The organism is Streptomyces sp. NPDC051133 (assembly GCF_040682635.1).
Taxonomy (GTDB): Bacteria; Actinomycetota; Actinomycetes; order Streptomycetales; family Streptomycetaceae; genus Streptomyces.
This window is the reverse complement of record NZ_JBFBBK010000055.1, coordinates 1-14909: the sequence shown is the minus strand read 5'-3', so window position 1 is coordinate 14909 and position 14909 is coordinate 1. Positions and strand designations below refer to the sequence as shown.

The 14909-nt window shown below is 72.4% G+C and carries 17 protein-coding genes; 5 read left to right on the top strand and 12 right to left on the bottom strand.

The window, feature by feature from the left end; translation table 11 throughout:
* Positions 1–26: 26 nt before the first annotated feature.
* The 4 genes from AB0N17_RS37235 to AB0N17_RS37220 all read right to left on the bottom strand — a co-directional run bounded on the left by AB0N17_RS37235 (position 27) and on the right by AB0N17_RS37220 (position 3856).
* Positions 27–1076, bottom strand: coding sequence for an NAD-dependent epimerase/dehydratase family protein (locus AB0N17_RS37235; RefSeq protein ID WP_366016079.1), 1050 nt, complete (start codon positions 1074–1076; stop codon positions 27–29).
* A gap of 66 nt (positions 1077–1142) precedes the next feature.
* Positions 1143–1718: a winged helix-turn-helix domain-containing protein gene (locus AB0N17_RS37230; protein WP_366016078.1), complete on the bottom strand. Its 576-nt coding sequence runs from the start codon at positions 1716–1718 to the stop codon at positions 1143–1145.
* A gap of 470 nt (positions 1719–2188) precedes the next feature.
* The gene (glnII, locus tag AB0N17_RS37225; RefSeq protein WP_366016076.1) at positions 2189–3220 is read right to left on the bottom strand and encodes a glutamine synthetase; all 1032 of its coding nucleotides are present in this window, start codon (positions 3218–3220) and stop codon (positions 2189–2191) included.
* Between the two features lie 141 nt (positions 3221–3361).
* Positions 3362–3856 (bottom strand): MarR family transcriptional regulator, encoded by a 495-nt coding sequence (locus AB0N17_RS37220; protein ID WP_366016075.1) that lies wholly within the window; start codon positions 3854–3856, stop codon positions 3362–3364.
* 69 nt (positions 3857–3925) lie between these two features.
* On the opposite strand from AB0N17_RS37220, the gene AB0N17_RS37215 reads away from it, so the two are divergent.
* Positions 3926–4783, top strand: coding sequence for an alpha/beta fold hydrolase (locus AB0N17_RS37215; protein WP_366016074.1), 858 nt, complete (start codon positions 3926–3928; stop codon positions 4781–4783).
* A gap of 3 nt (positions 4784–4786) precedes the next feature.
* Here the strand turns inward: AB0N17_RS37215 and AB0N17_RS37210 are convergent, their stop codons facing one another.
* Together AB0N17_RS37210 and AB0N17_RS37205 are read right to left on the bottom strand one after the other, a co-directional pair.
* A complete protein-coding gene (locus tag AB0N17_RS37210; RefSeq protein ID WP_366016073.1) occupies positions 4787–5527 on the bottom strand; it encodes a hypothetical protein in 741 nt (246 codons plus the stop codon).
* Positions 5528–5647: 120 nt separating this feature from the next.
* On the bottom strand, positions 5648–6016 hold the full coding sequence (locus tag AB0N17_RS37205; RefSeq protein WP_366016072.1) for an ArsC/Spx/MgsR family protein: 369 nt from the start codon (positions 6014–6016) through the stop codon (positions 5648–5650).
* Positions 6017–6236: 220 nt separating this feature from the next.
* On the opposite strand from AB0N17_RS37205, the gene AB0N17_RS37200 reads away from it, so the two are divergent.
* Positions 6237–6551 (top strand): hypothetical protein, encoded by a 315-nt coding sequence (locus tag AB0N17_RS37200; RefSeq protein WP_366016071.1) that lies wholly within the window; start codon positions 6237–6239, stop codon positions 6549–6551.
* Between the two features lie 646 nt (positions 6552–7197).
* Positions 7198–7470, top strand: coding sequence for a hypothetical protein (locus AB0N17_RS37195; RefSeq protein WP_366016070.1), 273 nt, complete (start codon positions 7198–7200; stop codon positions 7468–7470).
* Between the two features lie 16 nt (positions 7471–7486).
* On the opposite strand, the gene AB0N17_RS37190 is transcribed toward AB0N17_RS37195, so the two are convergent.
* The 5 genes from AB0N17_RS37190 to AB0N17_RS37170 all read right to left on the bottom strand — a co-directional run bounded on the left by AB0N17_RS37190 (position 7487) and on the right by AB0N17_RS37170 (position 11453).
* Positions 7487–8071, bottom strand: a complete 585-nt coding sequence (locus AB0N17_RS37190; protein ID WP_366016068.1) for a hypothetical protein — start codon at positions 8069–8071, stop codon at positions 7487–7489.
* A gap of 2 nt (positions 8072–8073) precedes the next feature.
* Entirely contained in the window at positions 8074–8994 is a 921-nt protein-coding gene (htpX, locus tag AB0N17_RS37185; protein WP_366016067.1) for a zinc metalloprotease HtpX, read from the bottom strand.
* A 107-nt stretch (positions 8995–9101) separates the two neighbouring features.
* Positions 9102–10505, bottom strand: coding sequence for a hypothetical protein (locus AB0N17_RS37180; RefSeq protein WP_366016066.1), 1404 nt, complete (start codon positions 10503–10505; stop codon positions 9102–9104).
* 9 nt (positions 10506–10514) lie between these two features.
* On the bottom strand, positions 10515–10772 hold the full coding sequence (locus AB0N17_RS37175; RefSeq protein ID WP_366016065.1) for a hypothetical protein: 258 nt from the start codon (positions 10770–10772) through the stop codon (positions 10515–10517).
* 90 nt (positions 10773–10862) lie between these two features.
* Positions 10863–11453 (bottom strand): cysteine hydrolase family protein, encoded by a 591-nt coding sequence (locus tag AB0N17_RS37170; protein WP_366016064.1) that lies wholly within the window; start codon positions 11451–11453, stop codon positions 10863–10865.
* Between the two features lie 84 nt (positions 11454–11537).
* On the opposite strand from AB0N17_RS37170, the gene AB0N17_RS37165 reads away from it, so the two are divergent.
* Positions 11538–12524, top strand: coding sequence for a DJ-1/PfpI family protein (locus AB0N17_RS37165; RefSeq protein ID WP_366016063.1), 987 nt, complete (start codon positions 11538–11540; stop codon positions 12522–12524).
* A gap of 66 nt (positions 12525–12590) precedes the next feature.
* Here AB0N17_RS37165 and glnA read toward each other — a convergent pair whose 3' ends face one another.
* Positions 12591–14000 carry a type I glutamate--ammonia ligase gene (gene glnA, locus AB0N17_RS37160; protein WP_366016062.1) on the bottom strand — a complete coding sequence of 470 codons (1410 nt, stop codon included), beginning with the start codon at positions 13998–14000 and terminating at the stop codon, positions 12591–12593.
* Between the two features lie 209 nt (positions 14001–14209).
* Here glnA and AB0N17_RS37155 point away from each other — a divergent pair, with 209 nt between their 5' ends.
* Entirely contained in the window at positions 14210–14680 is a 471-nt protein-coding gene (locus AB0N17_RS37155) for an RDD family protein (protein ID WP_366016061.1), read from the top strand.
* Positions 14681–14909 lie beyond the last annotated feature (229 nt).

The window sequence follows — 14909 nt, the reverse complement described above, 5'->3', positions numbered from 1 at the left end:
CAGTCTCGTCGACGCCCGCGCGGGGGTCACTCGCCCGAGGCCCCCTCTTCGGGGGTGGTGCCAGGTACACCATCCGCGCCCGTTGCGGCCAGCACCTTCGCCTCCGTCTGCGGGTCCAGGCCCGGGGCCGTCCGGTCCGGGCGCAGCGGCGCGGTCCCGCCGAGCCGGGTCAGCCACCGCCAGGTGTCGGCGACGGTCTCGCCCACCGGCCGGCACACCAGTCCCGTGGCCAGGGCGCGGGAGACGTCGCTGCCGTGGACGCCGTCCCACTCGCCGCCCGGCGGCACCCACAACGGCAGCTGGGTCCAGGGTTCGACACCGGCGGCCAGGATCACCTCCGGGTCGGTCCAGCGCAGTCCGGCGTCCGCGCCGGTGGCCCGGACGCACTCCTGGAGGAACTCGCCCATGGTCGTGTGCCCGGGCGGGCCGACCAGGTCGTACGGCCCGCTCAGCCGCTGCTCCACCCCGCCCAGGATCCACGCGGCGAGGTCGCGGGCGTCGATGTACTGCAGGGGCAGGCCGCGCGGACCGGGGGCCAGGACCGGGCCGCCGCGGGCGATCCGGGTCAGCCACCAGGGCAGCCGGCCGACGTTCTCGTGCGGACCGAGGATCAGCCCGGCCCGCACCAGCAGCGAGCCCTCCTCCCCGAAGGCCTCGATCGCGGCCAGTTCGCCGCCGCGCTTGTCCCGCGGGTAGTCGGCCGGCCCGGCGTCGGCCGCGGCGCCCTCGACCAGCGGGGCGTCCTCCGCGGCCCCGCGCCGCCAGGGCCAGGCGTACACGGACCGGCTGGAGACGTACACGTACCGCCCGGCGCGGTCCCGCAGCAGCCGTGCCGCGTCGAGCACGGCGCGGGGCCCGGCCGACCAGGTGTCGACCACGGCGTCCCAGCCGCCGGCGTCGGCGGCGAGCGCGGCCAGGCCGCCCGGGGCGGTGCGGTCACCGTGCAACGACCGTACGCCGTACGGGGGTTGGTGCCGTCCCCGGTGGAAGACGGTCACCTCCCAGCCGCGCCCCAGCGCGGCCTCTGCTACGGCCCGCCCCACGAACTCCGTACCGCCCAGCACGAGAAGTCTCATGCCGTCGATCCTGCCCGCTGCGGGCGCGCGGCGGTACGGGGCTCTGCCGAGGGCAGAGCGGGACGGTCAGCGGCCGGTCGGCGGGGTGTACTTGTAGCCGACCCGGCGCACCGTCTGGATCGTCCGGCGGTGCTCGGCGCCGAGCTTGCGGCGCAGCCGGGCGATGTGCACGTCGACGGTGCGGCCGTCACCGACGTGGCCGTAGCCCCACACCGTGGTGACGAGCTGGTCGCGGGTGTGCACCCGGTGCGGGTGCGCCACCAGATGCGTGAGCAGCTCGAACTCCAGGTAGGTGAGGTCGAGTTCACGGCCGTCGACGCTGGCGGTGCGCTGCACGGGGTCGATCCGCACCAGCGGGTCGGTGTCCGCGGCCGCAGCCGCCTCCGGCTGGTCCGGGACGGCGACCGGCAGGAACGGCGGCCGCTGGTCGGCCGGCACCAGCACCAGGTAGCCGACCATCGGCGGCCGGCCGGGCAGGACGGGCAGGGTGTGCTGCGGCGCGGGCAGCCAGGTGGCGCCGGGCGGCAGGAAGTCCGCGACGTCGACCACCTCGTCCCGGTCGACGGCCCGGAGGCGGTGCCGGGTGCCGTTCGGGGCGGGGGCGGTCAGGGTGGCGGTGGAGAGGGAACGAGTGGTCGCCATGAGAGGTCAGCTCTTTCGCGCGAGGAGTGCGTCGGGAGGTGCGACGGCCGCGATTCGTGGTCGGGCGCGCCGGAGGGACGTTCGTCGTTTCGCGCTGGCCGAAGGCCGGGGGTTACGGCTTTAGAGGGCCCGCGCGTTCGTCGCGCGGCAACACACCCGGTCGAAGTCGTGGTGCTGACGGGAAGGCCAGAAGGGCTCGAGGTCATGGCGACCCGTCGCGGTGTACTTCTGGAAGCTGGCCATGCGCCCATTGAAGCAGACGTGGGCTCCGGACAGGAGCCCTCTCTCACTGCTTGGACGCGTCCTTGACGTGAAGTTGACGTCACGTGCGGCCCGGCGGCCGGCATACGGCCCTGATCAGCGGCTTGCCGCCCGTGACCGCGCCCGAAATGCCGTCTCGGCATGCGGACCGGAGACGCAGCAGGGGCGCCCACCGTGACGGTGGGCGCCCCTGGCGGAAGCGGGACGGATCAGACCTGGCCGGCCTTCTCCAGCGCGGAGCAGCAGGTGTCCACCAGCAGGCGGGTCACCACGTACGGGTCGACGTTGGCGTTCGGGCGGCGGTCCTCGATGTAGCCCTTGCCGTCCTTCTCCACCTGCCACGGGATACGGACCGAGGCGCCGCGGTCCGAGACGCCGTAGGAGTACTCGTCCCACGGGGCGGTCTCGTGCAGGCCCGTCAGGCGCTCGTCGATGCCGGCGCCGTAGTTCTTGACGTGGTCCAGCGGCTTGGAGCCCTCACCGAGCGACTCGCACGCGGTGATGATCGCGTCGTAGCCCTCGCGCATGGCCTTGGTGGAGAAGTTGGTGTGCGCGCCCGCGCCGTTCCAGTCGCCCTTGACCGGCTTCGGGTCCAGGGTCGCGGTGACGCCGAAGTCCTCGGCGGTGCGGTACAGCAGCCAGCGGGCCACCCACAGCTGGTCGGAGACCTCCAGCGGGGCGAGCGGGCCGACCTGGAACTCCCACTGGCCCGGCATGACCTCGGCGTTGATGCCGGAGATGCCGAGGCCGGCCTTCAGGCAGTTGTCCAGGTGGGCCTCGACGACGTCGCGGCCGAAGATCTCGTCGGCGCCGACACCGCAGTAGTAGCCGCCCTGCGGGGCCGGGAAACCGTTCTCGGGGAAGCCCAGCGGACGGGAGCCCTCGAAGAAGGTGTACTCCTGCTCGATGCCGAAGATGGGCTCCTGCGCGGCGAACCGCCCGGCGACCTCGGCCAGCGCGGCACGCGTGTTGGACCGGTGCGGGGTCATGTCGATGTCGAGGACCTCGCACAGCACCAGGATGTCGTCGCCGCCGCGGATCGGGTCCGGGCAGGTGAAGACCGGCTTGAGCACGCGGTCCGAGGCGTGGCCCTCGGCCTGGTTGGTGGAGGAGCCGTCGAAGCCCCAGATCGGCAGCGCCTCGAGACCGGCGAAGGCACCCGTGATGATCTTCGTCTTGGAACGCAGCTTGGCCGTCGGCGCGGTGCCGTCGATCCAGATGTATTCAGCCTTGAAGGTCACGGGGGCCACATCCTTCGGGGGTGGGTCGGGCGCACTCGGTGCGAGTGCTGCGGCGCTGCGGCATCGGGGCGCCGTGTTCGATCTGCCCCGCAGCCTGTCAACAGGCCGTTTCCCGGTCATTGCTCGAATGTGAACCCCGTGTTACCTGGGTGTTCTGTGGCGCGTCTCACCTTGTGGGGCGTCGTCGGGTCGAGTAAGGGCGCTCTCCGTCGCGGCGTTGCGCACGCCGTCGAGGAAGTCCCGGATCGCGGCGCGCTGTTGGTCGTCGTAGCCGCGCAGCAGTTCCACGGACCGCTCGATCAGCGGGCCGAAGAACGCCTGTCCGAGCTCGACCGTGCTCTCCTCCACCTCGATCAGCACGCGTCGCCGGTCCCGCTGCGCGCGTACCCGCCGCACCCGGCCGGCCCGCTCCAGCCGGTCGACGAGCGCGGTCGTGCCCGCGGAGTTGAGTCCGAGCGCGGCTCCGAGCCGCCCGGCGGTCATCTCCTCGCCCGCCCGCCGCGCGTCCATGAGGGCGATCAGGGCGCGTACGTCCGTGGGGTGCATGCCGTTGCGGTCCGCGAACCGGGCGCTGTGCAGGCCGAGTTCGACGGCCACGGCACGCAGCAGATGGACGATCTCCAGGTCGGACTGCACGCGGGACCTCCGAGGCTATTATCTCGCTGAACGAGTATCTCGTTCAGCGAGATGATAAGGGGGGATCCCGTGACGGGGTACGACGACGAGGCCTTTCGCGCCGCGTACGACAAGGTCCTGGCGAAGTGGCCCGAGGACCGCGAGGCGCTGACGGTCGCCACGCCCTTCGGCGACACCCGGGTCAACGCCTGCGGCCCGCGCGACGCGCCCCCGCTGCTCCTGCTCCCGGGCGGCGGCGGGGCCACGTCGGCCTCCTGGTACGCGCAGGCGGCGGACCTCTGCGGTGTCCGCCGCGTCTACGCCCCCGACCTGCCCGGCGCCGCGGGCCTGAGCGCCCGGGCCGGCGACCGCCACCCCCGTGCGGTCGCCGACCCGGCCGGCTGGACGGCCGCCCTGCTCGACGGCCTGGGCGCCGCCACGGCCGACGTGGGCGGGCACTCCTACGGCGGCTGGATCGCCCTGCACCACGCCCTGCGCGCCCCGGCCCGGGTGCGCCGCCTGTTCCTCCTGGACCCGACCCAGTGCTTCGCCGGGTTCAAGGCGGCGTACCTGCTCCACGCCCTGCCGATGCTGCTGCGGCCCACGCCCCGCCGGGTCCGCGCCTTCCTGGAGTGGGAGACCGGCGGAACCGCTCTGGACCCGGACTGGCTCGCCCTTCAGGAGGCGGCCGCGGGTTTCCCGGCCGCGAAGCCGGTGACGGGGCCGCGCCCGGCGCCGGACGCGCTGCGCGCCCTGGACGTGCCGGTCCTGCTGCTCGTGGCCGCGAACAGCAGGACCCATGACCCCGTGGAGGTGGCGGACCGGGCGGCCGGGCTCCTGCCGCGCGTGGAGACCGGTGTCCTGCCGGACGTCTCGCACCACGCGCTGCCGCAGACGGCCCCGAGCGCCCTGAACCGCCGTCTCACGGCCTTCCTGTCCGGTCCCTGAGCCTCACCCCACCTTCTCGATCACCGCTCGGCGGATGAGGAACTTGCCGGGCTCCCGCACCTGTTCGAAGGCGGCGTTGTTGAGCAGGACACAGCTGCCGGAGACCGAGGTGACCTTCACCGTCGTGGACTTGTTGTTGTCCAGGTTGGTGACCTTCAGGGTCGTCCCCGCCGGGAACTGGTTGCTGGACGCGGCCGGGGCACCGGCCTCGCCGGACAGGGTCACCGTGGAGCCCTTGCAGACCTGCTGGCCGGAGCCCGCGGCGGCACCGGAGTTGTCTCCCGCGGCGGCGCCACCGGCGTTGCCCGCCGCCGACTGCGAGGGCGCCGCGCCCGCCTGGGCGCCACCGGCCTGCTGTCCACCGTTGCCACCGGCCTGCTGTCCGCCGTTGCCGCCGCCCTGCGCCGCCTGGGAGTCCTGAGCCGACTCCCCAACCGTGCAGCCGGCCGCCTTCTGCTGGACCTCGATCTGCTTGATGACCGCCTCGCGGTTGGCGATCCGGGCCGCCGACTGGGCGTCCGGGTGCGCCTTCTGGTCCGCGATGAACTTGTCGTTGTTGCCGTGGGCCGTGGCCAGCCCCTGGCAGACCGTCGAGTTCCCGGCGGAGAGGGTCTTCGCGTCGTGCGCCGGCTGGGCGGCGTTGGACGTGGTGGCCAGTGCGAAGGCCCCGCCGCCCGCCACTGCGGCGGCGGTGACGAGCAGCGCGACCTTCTTCTTCGTGCCGAGTGTTCGCCTACGCGACATGCGCGCCTCCTGGAAGAGGTAGGGGAGCGTACGCCGCTATGTACGAGATACCGAACGAGGTTACTCAGCGGTTGCCGAGGTTCCTGAAGTAACCTGCGTCACAAGGGAGTTGACTTTTGCTCAACTCTTGTTGTGTGCGAGAGCCTCCCGCACGGCGTCCTCGGAGCGGGCCACCAGCGCCGTTCCGTCGTCGGCGGTGATGATCGGGCGCTGGATGAGCTTCGGGTGCTCGGCGAGCGCGGTGATCCACCGGTCCCGCGTGCCGGCGTCCCGCGCCCACTCCTTGAGCCCCAGGTCCCCGGCGGCCTCCTCCTGGGTGCGGGTGATGTCCCACGGCTCGAGGTTCAGCCGGTCGAGCACGGCCCTGATCTCGTCCTCGCTCGGCACGTCCTCCAGATACCGGCGGACGGTGTAGTCGGCCCCCTCGGCGTCGAGCAGGCTGATGGCGCTCCGGCACTTGGAGCAGGCCGGATTGATCCAGATTTCCATGCGGCACACGGTACTCGGCCCTGGCTCTGTTCGAATTTACGGCGCCTCCGCAGCCTCATCCTGACCGACTGTCACAGGAGGTCAATTTCCAGGCCCACCTGCGCATTTACCGGCAGCTGCGGCCCCCCGATTGTCAGTGGCCGCCGGTAGACTGGAAGCAGTGTTCGAGACAGTCGCCGGAACCCCGGAGGGCTGCCCTGACCGCGACAGGAGGATGTCCGTGCCCGCTGCCGCCCTGAAGTCGAAGCCGTTGCCGACCCAGTCCACCGCCCAGCGTCCCGTGCTGTTCGACTCGCCCTACGAGCCCGTGATCAAGCAGCCCCTGCCGGCCGGCCGGCCGCGTCAGTGGTACGTCGCGCACAACCGCCGTCTGAAGGCCATGCGCCTCGCCATAGCCCTGCTCGACTCCGGGATCCATCTGCCGGCCCAGGCCCGCGACGAGACGATCCGCAGCACGGCGCAGGAGATCGGCATGCGTCCGCCGTCCGACACCACTTGTCTCATGGTGCGCGCGTTCATGCGCTACAGCCGCTGACGCCCGGCTCCGGGCACTCCGCACCCCGCGGGGCGCCCGGAGCCGCCAAGGCCGCCGCCCACCTTCGGCCGCTGCCTCAGGGCGTACGCGGCTCCCGCTCGGCCGACCCGTCAGCAGGGCGGTCGCGAACTCCCGCAGATCCGCCGGATGCTCCCGGAACCACAGCCCGAGCCGGTGCCGGGGTCGAGAGAGGTCTCCGCCGGCACCGCCCGGCCCCGGCCCCGGCACGCCCGGTACGCCCGGTACGCCACCAGCGCGGGCGAGGCCCGCCGGCTGTCCGGCGTACGGATGATCTCGCCGAACCGCCCCCGGCCGTCCCCGAACGGCGCCTCTCATGCCTCGGGGGAGTGGACGGCGGGCGAGCGCAGCCCGACGGCCGCCACCCGCCACCCGGCGCCCGGCGCCCGTAGTGCCGTACCGGATCCGCCGCCGTCTGACCCGGTGTCCCGGCGCTCCCCCCCGTCGAGCCGTTCGTCGTCGAAGTCGTGTACGAAATCGGAGAGTTCACTTGTGCCGGCCCTTCACTCACGGCCGGTCCGGGCCCGGAAAACGGGATGCAGTGACGGTCGTGGCCTCCCTACCCTGAACAAACGGCACGAAGCCGACACACTCCACCCCCACCACACTCACCTCACGGAGGTCCGTCATGCGTGGCATCGTCGTGACCGGGACCTTGGTCCTGGTGACCCTGGGAATCGGAAACCACCTCTGGTGGCTCGCCGCCGGCGTCCTGCTCTACCTGTACGCGACGCACGGACGCGGTTCGCCCGGCACACCACCGCCCGCCGGCGCGGCCGGCCTGCCCGACAGCTACCGCGCCTACCGGGACCGCCGGGACCGGCAGGCCAAGTGGGAGCGCCGCTACCGCCGGGAGCGCCCCTTCGAGTCCCGCCGGCAGCAGCGAGAGAAGAGCAAGTGAGAGGAGGCGTCCCCGGTCACAGGCCGGGGGCGCCCCACACCGGGAACCAGCGGCTCAGGTCGGGCTCGATCCGCAGGTCGTTCCCGAGCGCCGCCGTCACCTGCAGCTCCAGCGCGCTGTCCCGGTGCTGGGCGGCGCCGGGCAGCGGACAGAACGGGTAGAAGGTGCCGCGCTTGTAGAGGTAGACCAGCGCCAGCCTGCGGCCCGTGTCGTCCGCGAAAGCCGCCAGCGAGCACAGCAGCTGCGGACCGAAGCCGTTGATCTCCATCGAGCTGTTCACCGCGTGCAGATCGTTGACCAGCTGCGGCAGCTGGTCCGGGGAGCGCTGCGAGACCAGCCAGGAGTAGCCGTAGTCGTCCCGCCGCAGCTCCACCGGCGGGCCGGTGCGGTCGGTGTCCGCGTCGAGCAGCGCCTGCACCTCCCGGTGGGTCTGCTCGAAGGCCGCGCCCTCCACCGTGGCGAAGCACACCGACCCGCTCCCGGTCGCGGTGAAACCGGCCGCGACCTGCAGGGTCACGGCCGCCGACGGCAGCGCGAAGAGCTGGTCGAGATCCGGTGCGACCGGTTTCGTACGGCCCAGCAGAATGTCCAGCAGCCCCACGCTCAGCCCGCCTTCCCGGGGGTGGCGGCCTCGCCCAGCTCCGCCGAGATCCGGCCCAGCTGCTCAAGGCGCTGCTCCAGCGTCGGGTGCGTGGAGAAGAACCGCTCGATGCCGGGCTCCTTGCCGGTCGCCGGAGTGAAGTAGAACGCGTTGAAGGCCTGGGCGGTGCGCAGGTCCTTGGTCGGGATCCGGGCGATGTCGCCGGTGACCTTGGTGAGCGCCGACGCCAGCGCCGAGGGCCGCCCGGTCAGATGCGCCGCCGCCCGGTCGGCCGCCAGCTCCCGGTACCGGGACAGCGCCCGGATCAGCAGGAAGCTGATCGCGTACACGGCCGCGGAGACGCCGATCACGGCGGCGAAGACGGCGGCGGTGTTCTGGTCCCTGCGGCCGCCGCCGAGGACCTGTGAGTAGAACGCGAACCGCACGATCAGGCCCGCGATCACCCCGAGGAAGGACGCGATCGTGATCACGGCCACGTCCTTGTGCGCCACGTGCGACAGCTCGTGCGCCAGCACGCCCTCCAGCTCCGCCGGCTCCAGCCGCCGCAGCAACCCGGTGGTCACGCAGACCACGGCGTGATCGGGATTGCGCCCGGTCGCGAACGCGTTCGGCATGTCCATCTCGGACACGGCGACCACCGGTTTGGGCATGTCGGCGATCGCGCACAGCCGGTCGACCACCGCGTGCAGCTCGGGATACTCCTCCCGCTCGACCACCCGCCCGCGCATCGCGAACATGGCGATCTTGTCGGAGAACCAGAACTGCGCCACGAACATCGCCCCGACCAGGACGACGACCAGCAGCCAGGATTTCAGCAGCACGATCAACGCGGCGACGAATCCCACGTACAGCAACCCGAGCAGGAACAGCGTGAGACCCATGCGCGCGGTCAGCCGTCGATCGCTCCGGAAGCGGCTCTGCATCTTGCATCACCCCGCAGTCAGGCACTCGTCCCGCTGTCCAGTGTGCACCCGCCGATTCCCATGAGATGGTTCCGAACGGCCCTTGGGGCAGCAAAGGCTCCCCGGGCTCACCGGGGAAGGGCCGCGGGCCCCTCCAGCACGGCGCGGGCCCGGTGCAGCAGCCCGGCGACCTCCGGCTCCGACCGGCTCGACGCTCCCCACCGCAGCGCCCGCCGCAGCACCGGCAGGGCCCGTGCGCGCAGCCGTACGTCCGGATCGTCCAGCAGTGCCACGGCCGCCCGCAGCCGTACGGCCTCGCCGTGGGCGTCCAGCAGCCGCCACGCCGACACCCGCTCCCACCGGGGCCGCGCCGGGTCCAGCCGCCGCAGGAGCCACGGCGCCGGCAGCGAGCCGGCCGACGGCAGCAGGGCGAGCGTGGCCTCGCCGACCACCGCGGGCGACGGATCGTCCAGCATCGGCCGCGTCCGCGGCACGTCCGTCACGTCCAGCGTCCGCAGTCCGGCCACCGCCCGCGCCCGCACCCCCGGCACCGGGTGGTCCAGCAGCGGCCACAGCAGGGCGGCGTCCGCACGCTCCCCGCACTCCCCGAGCCCGATCGCGGCGCCGGGCGGCAGCGTGGGAGAGGCCGGGTCGGCGCAGCGCTCCCGGTACCAGGGCAGCGGATCGATCCCGTGCTGCCGTACGACGTACCGCGCACAGGCCCGCACCAGCGCCGACCGGTCCCCGAGGAACCCTGCGGCCCGCTCCGGCCGGCCGAGCCGCCGCAGCGCGGTGACCCCGGCGGACCGGGCGCGTGGACTGCGGGCCCCGAGCAGCGGGTCCAGCACTTCGGCCGCGTTCTCCTGCGTGACGGCGGCGAGCGCGGCCTCCGCGCACAGCGTCTGGACCACGGCGTCGTCGTCCCGGGCGGCGGCGCGGGCCAGTTCGGCGGGGGAGAGGGTGCCCGTCTCGACGGCCAGGCGGTGGGCGAACCGGCGTACGGCACGGTCGGTGGAGGCGAGGAGCGGGTCCAGCCGTTCCCGGGGCGCCCGGCGCAGCACGTCGCCGAGCAGGCCGAGGCCGAAGTCGCCCCGGTGCCGGTCACCGAGGCGCCGGATCAGCGGCGCGAGCCGTGCGGCCGCCTCCGCGTCCAGGGCCTCCGTGAGCCGTTGCCGGGCCCGCGCGCGGACCGGTTCCGCCCAGTCGGTGCACCGTACGGCCACCAGCGGGAGCAGCTCCGGACGGCCGGCGGCCCGGTCCAGTGCCCGGTGCCGGACCCGGCCGTCACGGTGGCACAGGGCGAGCGCCAGCCGGCCGTCGGTGAGCGACGCGCCGGCCGCCAGGGCGGCGAGCAGGTTGCGGCCGCCGTGCGCCCGCTCCCACCCGGCCCCGACGTCCGGCGGCCAGTACCACTCCTCGGCCCGCGCGCCCTCGTCCAGCTCCAGCCAGGCCGCCGGGTCACCGGTGTCGAGCACGTCCCGCAGCGCCGCGCCCTCGGCGAGCCGCTGCGCCGCCCCGCTCCCCTCCCGCACCCGCACTCCTTAATAGGGGGAGCGCATCTGCGCGTAGCCGAGCAGCACGATCACCACGGCCACACAGCCCAGCACGATCGTCGTCGACACCCATGACGACCGGCGCGGCGCCGCCGGGTCGGGGTCGGCGCGGAACGGCGCCGGGTCCGGCGGGTTCTCCTTCCAGCGGGCGGCGAGCATCCGGGCGCGGGCCGAGGGCTCCTTGTGCTCGGCGGAGTTCGCCCATCTGTGATCGAACTCCCGCTCCCAGTCGTCCTGTTCCGGCATCCCCGTTCAACCTCTCTCGTTCCGGCAGAGTCAGAGGGATGATCCCCCGAAAGTAGGAAGCCTGGGAAGCGGGAAAGGTTGCACGGCGCCCTACGACAGTGCCGCCGCGGACGGGACGACGACGCCGTACAGGTCCGTGATCGTGGCGAGGGCGCCCTGGTGGAGCCGGTCGGCGGGCACCTCGGCGACGGCGGTGCGCAGCGGCCGGGTCGCGCAGGCGTCGGCCACCACGGTGGGCCGGTTGCCGCGCAGGAAGGCGCCCTGGGCGGTGAAGGCGACGCACATGTGGGTCATGAAGCCGGCGAGGACCAGGTCCTTGTGCCCGGCGGCGTCGACGTGTTCGGCCAGGTCGGTGCCGCGGAAGGCGTCCGGCACCTGCTTGACGACCACGGCCTCGCCCTCGGCGGGCGCGACCTTCGGGTGGATCCGGCCGATCTCGGCGCGGATGTCGTACGGGGTGCCCTCGCCGCCGTCGTTGAGGACGTGGATGATCGTCGCGTTCGCGCTCCGGGCCCGCTCCAGCAGGTCGGCGCCGGCGTCGAGCGCGGCCTGCCAGCCCTCCAGCTCCATGACGCCCCGGGTGTAGGTGTTCTGGAAGTCGATCATGATCAGGGTCGAGGCCGCCAGGGAGGCCGGGGTCTGGTCGAAGCCGTTGAGGTCACGCAGTGTCGTCGTAGTCATGACGCAACGCTATGAGCGACACCTCCATGGCGGCAATGTCGTGTAACTTGCAGATCCGGACATCGACATCTGGGGGTGCCGGCCATGGGGGGCGAGCGGTTCATCGTCGTCCTGCTCTTCGACGGGGTCGACCTGCTCGACGTCACCGGCCCGCCGGAGGTGTTCGCGCTGCTGCGCCGGGAGACGGCGGACGCCGCCGGGTACCGCGTGGTGCTGGCCGCCGAGAGTGCGGACCCCGTGACCACCATGGCCGGGGTGCGCGTGCTGCCCGACCTGACCTTCGAGGAGGCCGCGGCGCACGGCATCGACACCCTCGTCGTGCCGGGCGCGGTCGACATGGACGACGAGCGCCGGGTGCGCGCCCGGACCGACGAGGACCTCGTCCACTGGGTACGCGTCCTCGCCGGCCGGTCCCGGCGCGTCGCCTCCGTCTGTGTCGGGGCGCATCTGCTGGCGGCCGCCGGGCTGCTCGACGGCAAGCGCGCCACGACCCACTGGTCGACCGCCCGGCAACTGGCCACCGAACACCCCGAGGTGCGGGTCGACGCCGACCCGATCTTCATCCGGGACGGCGCGGTGTGGACCGGCGCGGGCATCACCGCCTGCCTGGACCTCTCCCTCGCCCTCGTCGCCGAGGACTTCGGCGAGGGCGTCGCGCTGCGCGTGGCCCGGCAACTGGTGATGTACCTGAAGCGGCCGGGCGGGCAGAGCCAGTTCAGCGTGCCCATCGAGCCGGTGTCCACCACTCGGCGCATGGACGACCTGCGCCGCCACATCGCGCAGCACGTCACCGGCCGGCTCACCGTCGCCGACCTCGCCGCGCGCGCCCACGTCAGCGAGCGTCAGCTGACCCGGCTGTTCAAGACGGAACTCGGCACGACCCCGGCGGCGTACATCGAGTCGGCCCGGGTCGAGGCGGCCCGCAACCGGCTGGAGACCACGGACGACACCCTGGAGCGGGTCGCCTCGGCCTGCGGCTTCAACACGGTCGACACCTTGATCCGCGCGTTCCGCCGGCAACTGGACACGACCCCGACGGAATACCGTGGCCGCTTCCGCCACACCCCCTGAACACGCCGAAGGCCCCCCGGCGGACCGGGGGGCCTTCCTGCGGCGTCTGTCACACCACGGCGTCCGTCACACGTCGAAGTACAGCTCGAACTCGTGCGGGTGCGGGCGCAGCTGCAGCGGGGCGATCTCGTTGGTGCGCTTGAAGTCGATCCAGGTCTCGATCAGGTCGGACGTGAACACGTCGCCCTGGAGGAGGAACTCGTGGTCGGCCTCGAGCGAGTCGAGGACGGCGTTCAGCGAGGTCGGGACCTGGGCGACGTTCGCGTGCTCCTCGGGAGCCAGCTCGTACAGGTCCTTGTCGATCGGCTCGGCCGGCTCGATCTTGTTCTTGATGCCGTCCAGGCCCGCGAGGAGCAGGGCGGAGAAGGCCAGGTACGGGTTGCCGGAGGAGTCCGGGGCGCGGAACTCGACGCGCTTGGCCTTCGGGTTGGAGCCGGTGATCGGGATGCGCATGGCCGCGGAGCGGTTGCGCTGCGAGTACACCAGGTTGATCGGCGCCTCGAAGCCCGGCACCAGACGGTGGTACGAGTTCACCGTCGGGTTGGTGAAGGCCAGCAGCGACGGGGCGTGCTTGAGGATGCCGCCGATGTAGTAGCGGGCGGTGTCCGACAGGCCCGCGTAACCGGCCTCGTCGTAGAACAGCGGGTCGCCGTTGCTCCACAGCGACTGGTGCACGTGCATGCCCGAGCCGTTGTCACCGAAGATCGGCTTCGGCATGAAGGTCGCGGTCTTGCCGTTGCGCCAGGCCACGTTCTTCACGACGTACTTGAAGAGCTGCAGGTCGTCCGCGGCGGCGAGCAGGGTGTTGAACTTGTAGTTGATCTCCGCCTGGCCGGCGGTGCCCACCTCGTGGTGCTGGCGCTCGACCTTCAGGCCCTGCCGGTCCAGCTCCAGGGAGATCTCGGCGCGCAGGTCGGCGAAGTGGTCGACCGGCGGGACCGGGAAGTAGCCGCCCTTGTAGCGGACCTTGTACCCACGGTTGTTCTCCAGGGCGCCGGTGTTCCAGGCACCCGCCTCGGAGTCGATGTGGTAGAAGGACTCGTTCGCGCCCGTCGAGAAGCGGACCGAGTCGAAGACGTAGAACTCGGCCTCGGGACCGAAGTACGCGGTGTCGGCGATGCCGGTCGACGCCAGGTACGCCTCGGCCTTCTTCGCCACGTTGCGCGGGTCACGGGAGTACTGCTCGCCCGTGATCGGGTCGTGGATGAAGAAGTTGATGTTGAGCGTCTTGTCCCGGCGGAACGGGTCGATGCGCGCGGTGGACAGGTCGGGGCGGAGGGCCATGTCCGACTCGTGGATGGCCTGGAAACCGCGGATCGACGACCCGTCGAAGGCCTGCTCGTCGTCGGGGTCGAACGCCTCGGCGGGCAACGTGAAGTGCTGCATGACGCCCGGCAGGTCGCAGAAGCGGACGTCGACGAACTTGACCTCCTCGTCCGCGATGTACTTCTTGGCCTCGTCGGCGTTCTGGAACATCCAGCTCCTCCTACTCCCGACCGTCCTCGCCGGGGTGGTAGATCGTTCGTGCGGCCAGTGCGGTGGCACACGCTGGTCTCGACCCTAGGGACGGGTGATTTCTCGGGCGTGACCCGTTTGTTTCGCAGAAGTTAACCGGCCACGGTTCCACCCTAGCCCCGGGACACCCCGCCGTACCCCGGTCATTTCGGGCGCAGTACCGTGTTCGCGTGGACAACAGGCAAGCAATCGGATCGTGGCTCTCCGGGCCGCGCGCGGCCATGGAAGAGGCGGGCGCCGACTTCGGATACCGGGGTGAGCAGCTCGGGCTGCCCGAGGAGGGGCCGAACTCGATCGCCCGGCCCGGCCGGCGTCTGGGCGCGCTCGCCGTGGACTGGGGTCTGAGCGTCCTGATCGCATACAGCCTGATCACCAACGGCTACAAGGTGCCTGCGACCAGTGACTGGGCGCTGGGCGTCTTCTTCGTCATGAGCGTGCTGACCGTCGGCACGATCGGCTTCACGCCGGGCAAGCGGATCTTCGGCATCCGGGTGGTGGCGCTGGAGACGGGCACGGTCAACCCGCTGCGTGCCCTGCTCCGCACGGTCCTGCTGTGCGTCGCGATCCCGGCCCTGATCTGGGACCGCGACGGCAGGGGCCTGCACGACCGGCTGGCGAAGACGGTCGAGGTCCGCGCCTGAGCCGGCGCGCGGCGGTCGCTGCGGCCCGTTTGCCGGGTGCGGCCGGCACGCCGTCGTAGCCGCGGCCTGCCCGCCGGGCGCGGCCGACTCGCGGCGGTCGAACCAGCCTGTCCGTCGGCTGCGGCCCACCACGTCGACGATGACCCCGCCGGTCGCGAGGCCGTCGCTGAACAGGTGGGGGCGGCGGTCGAGGCTGTGCAGCCCGAATCCGCACAGCTCGTAGACGCCG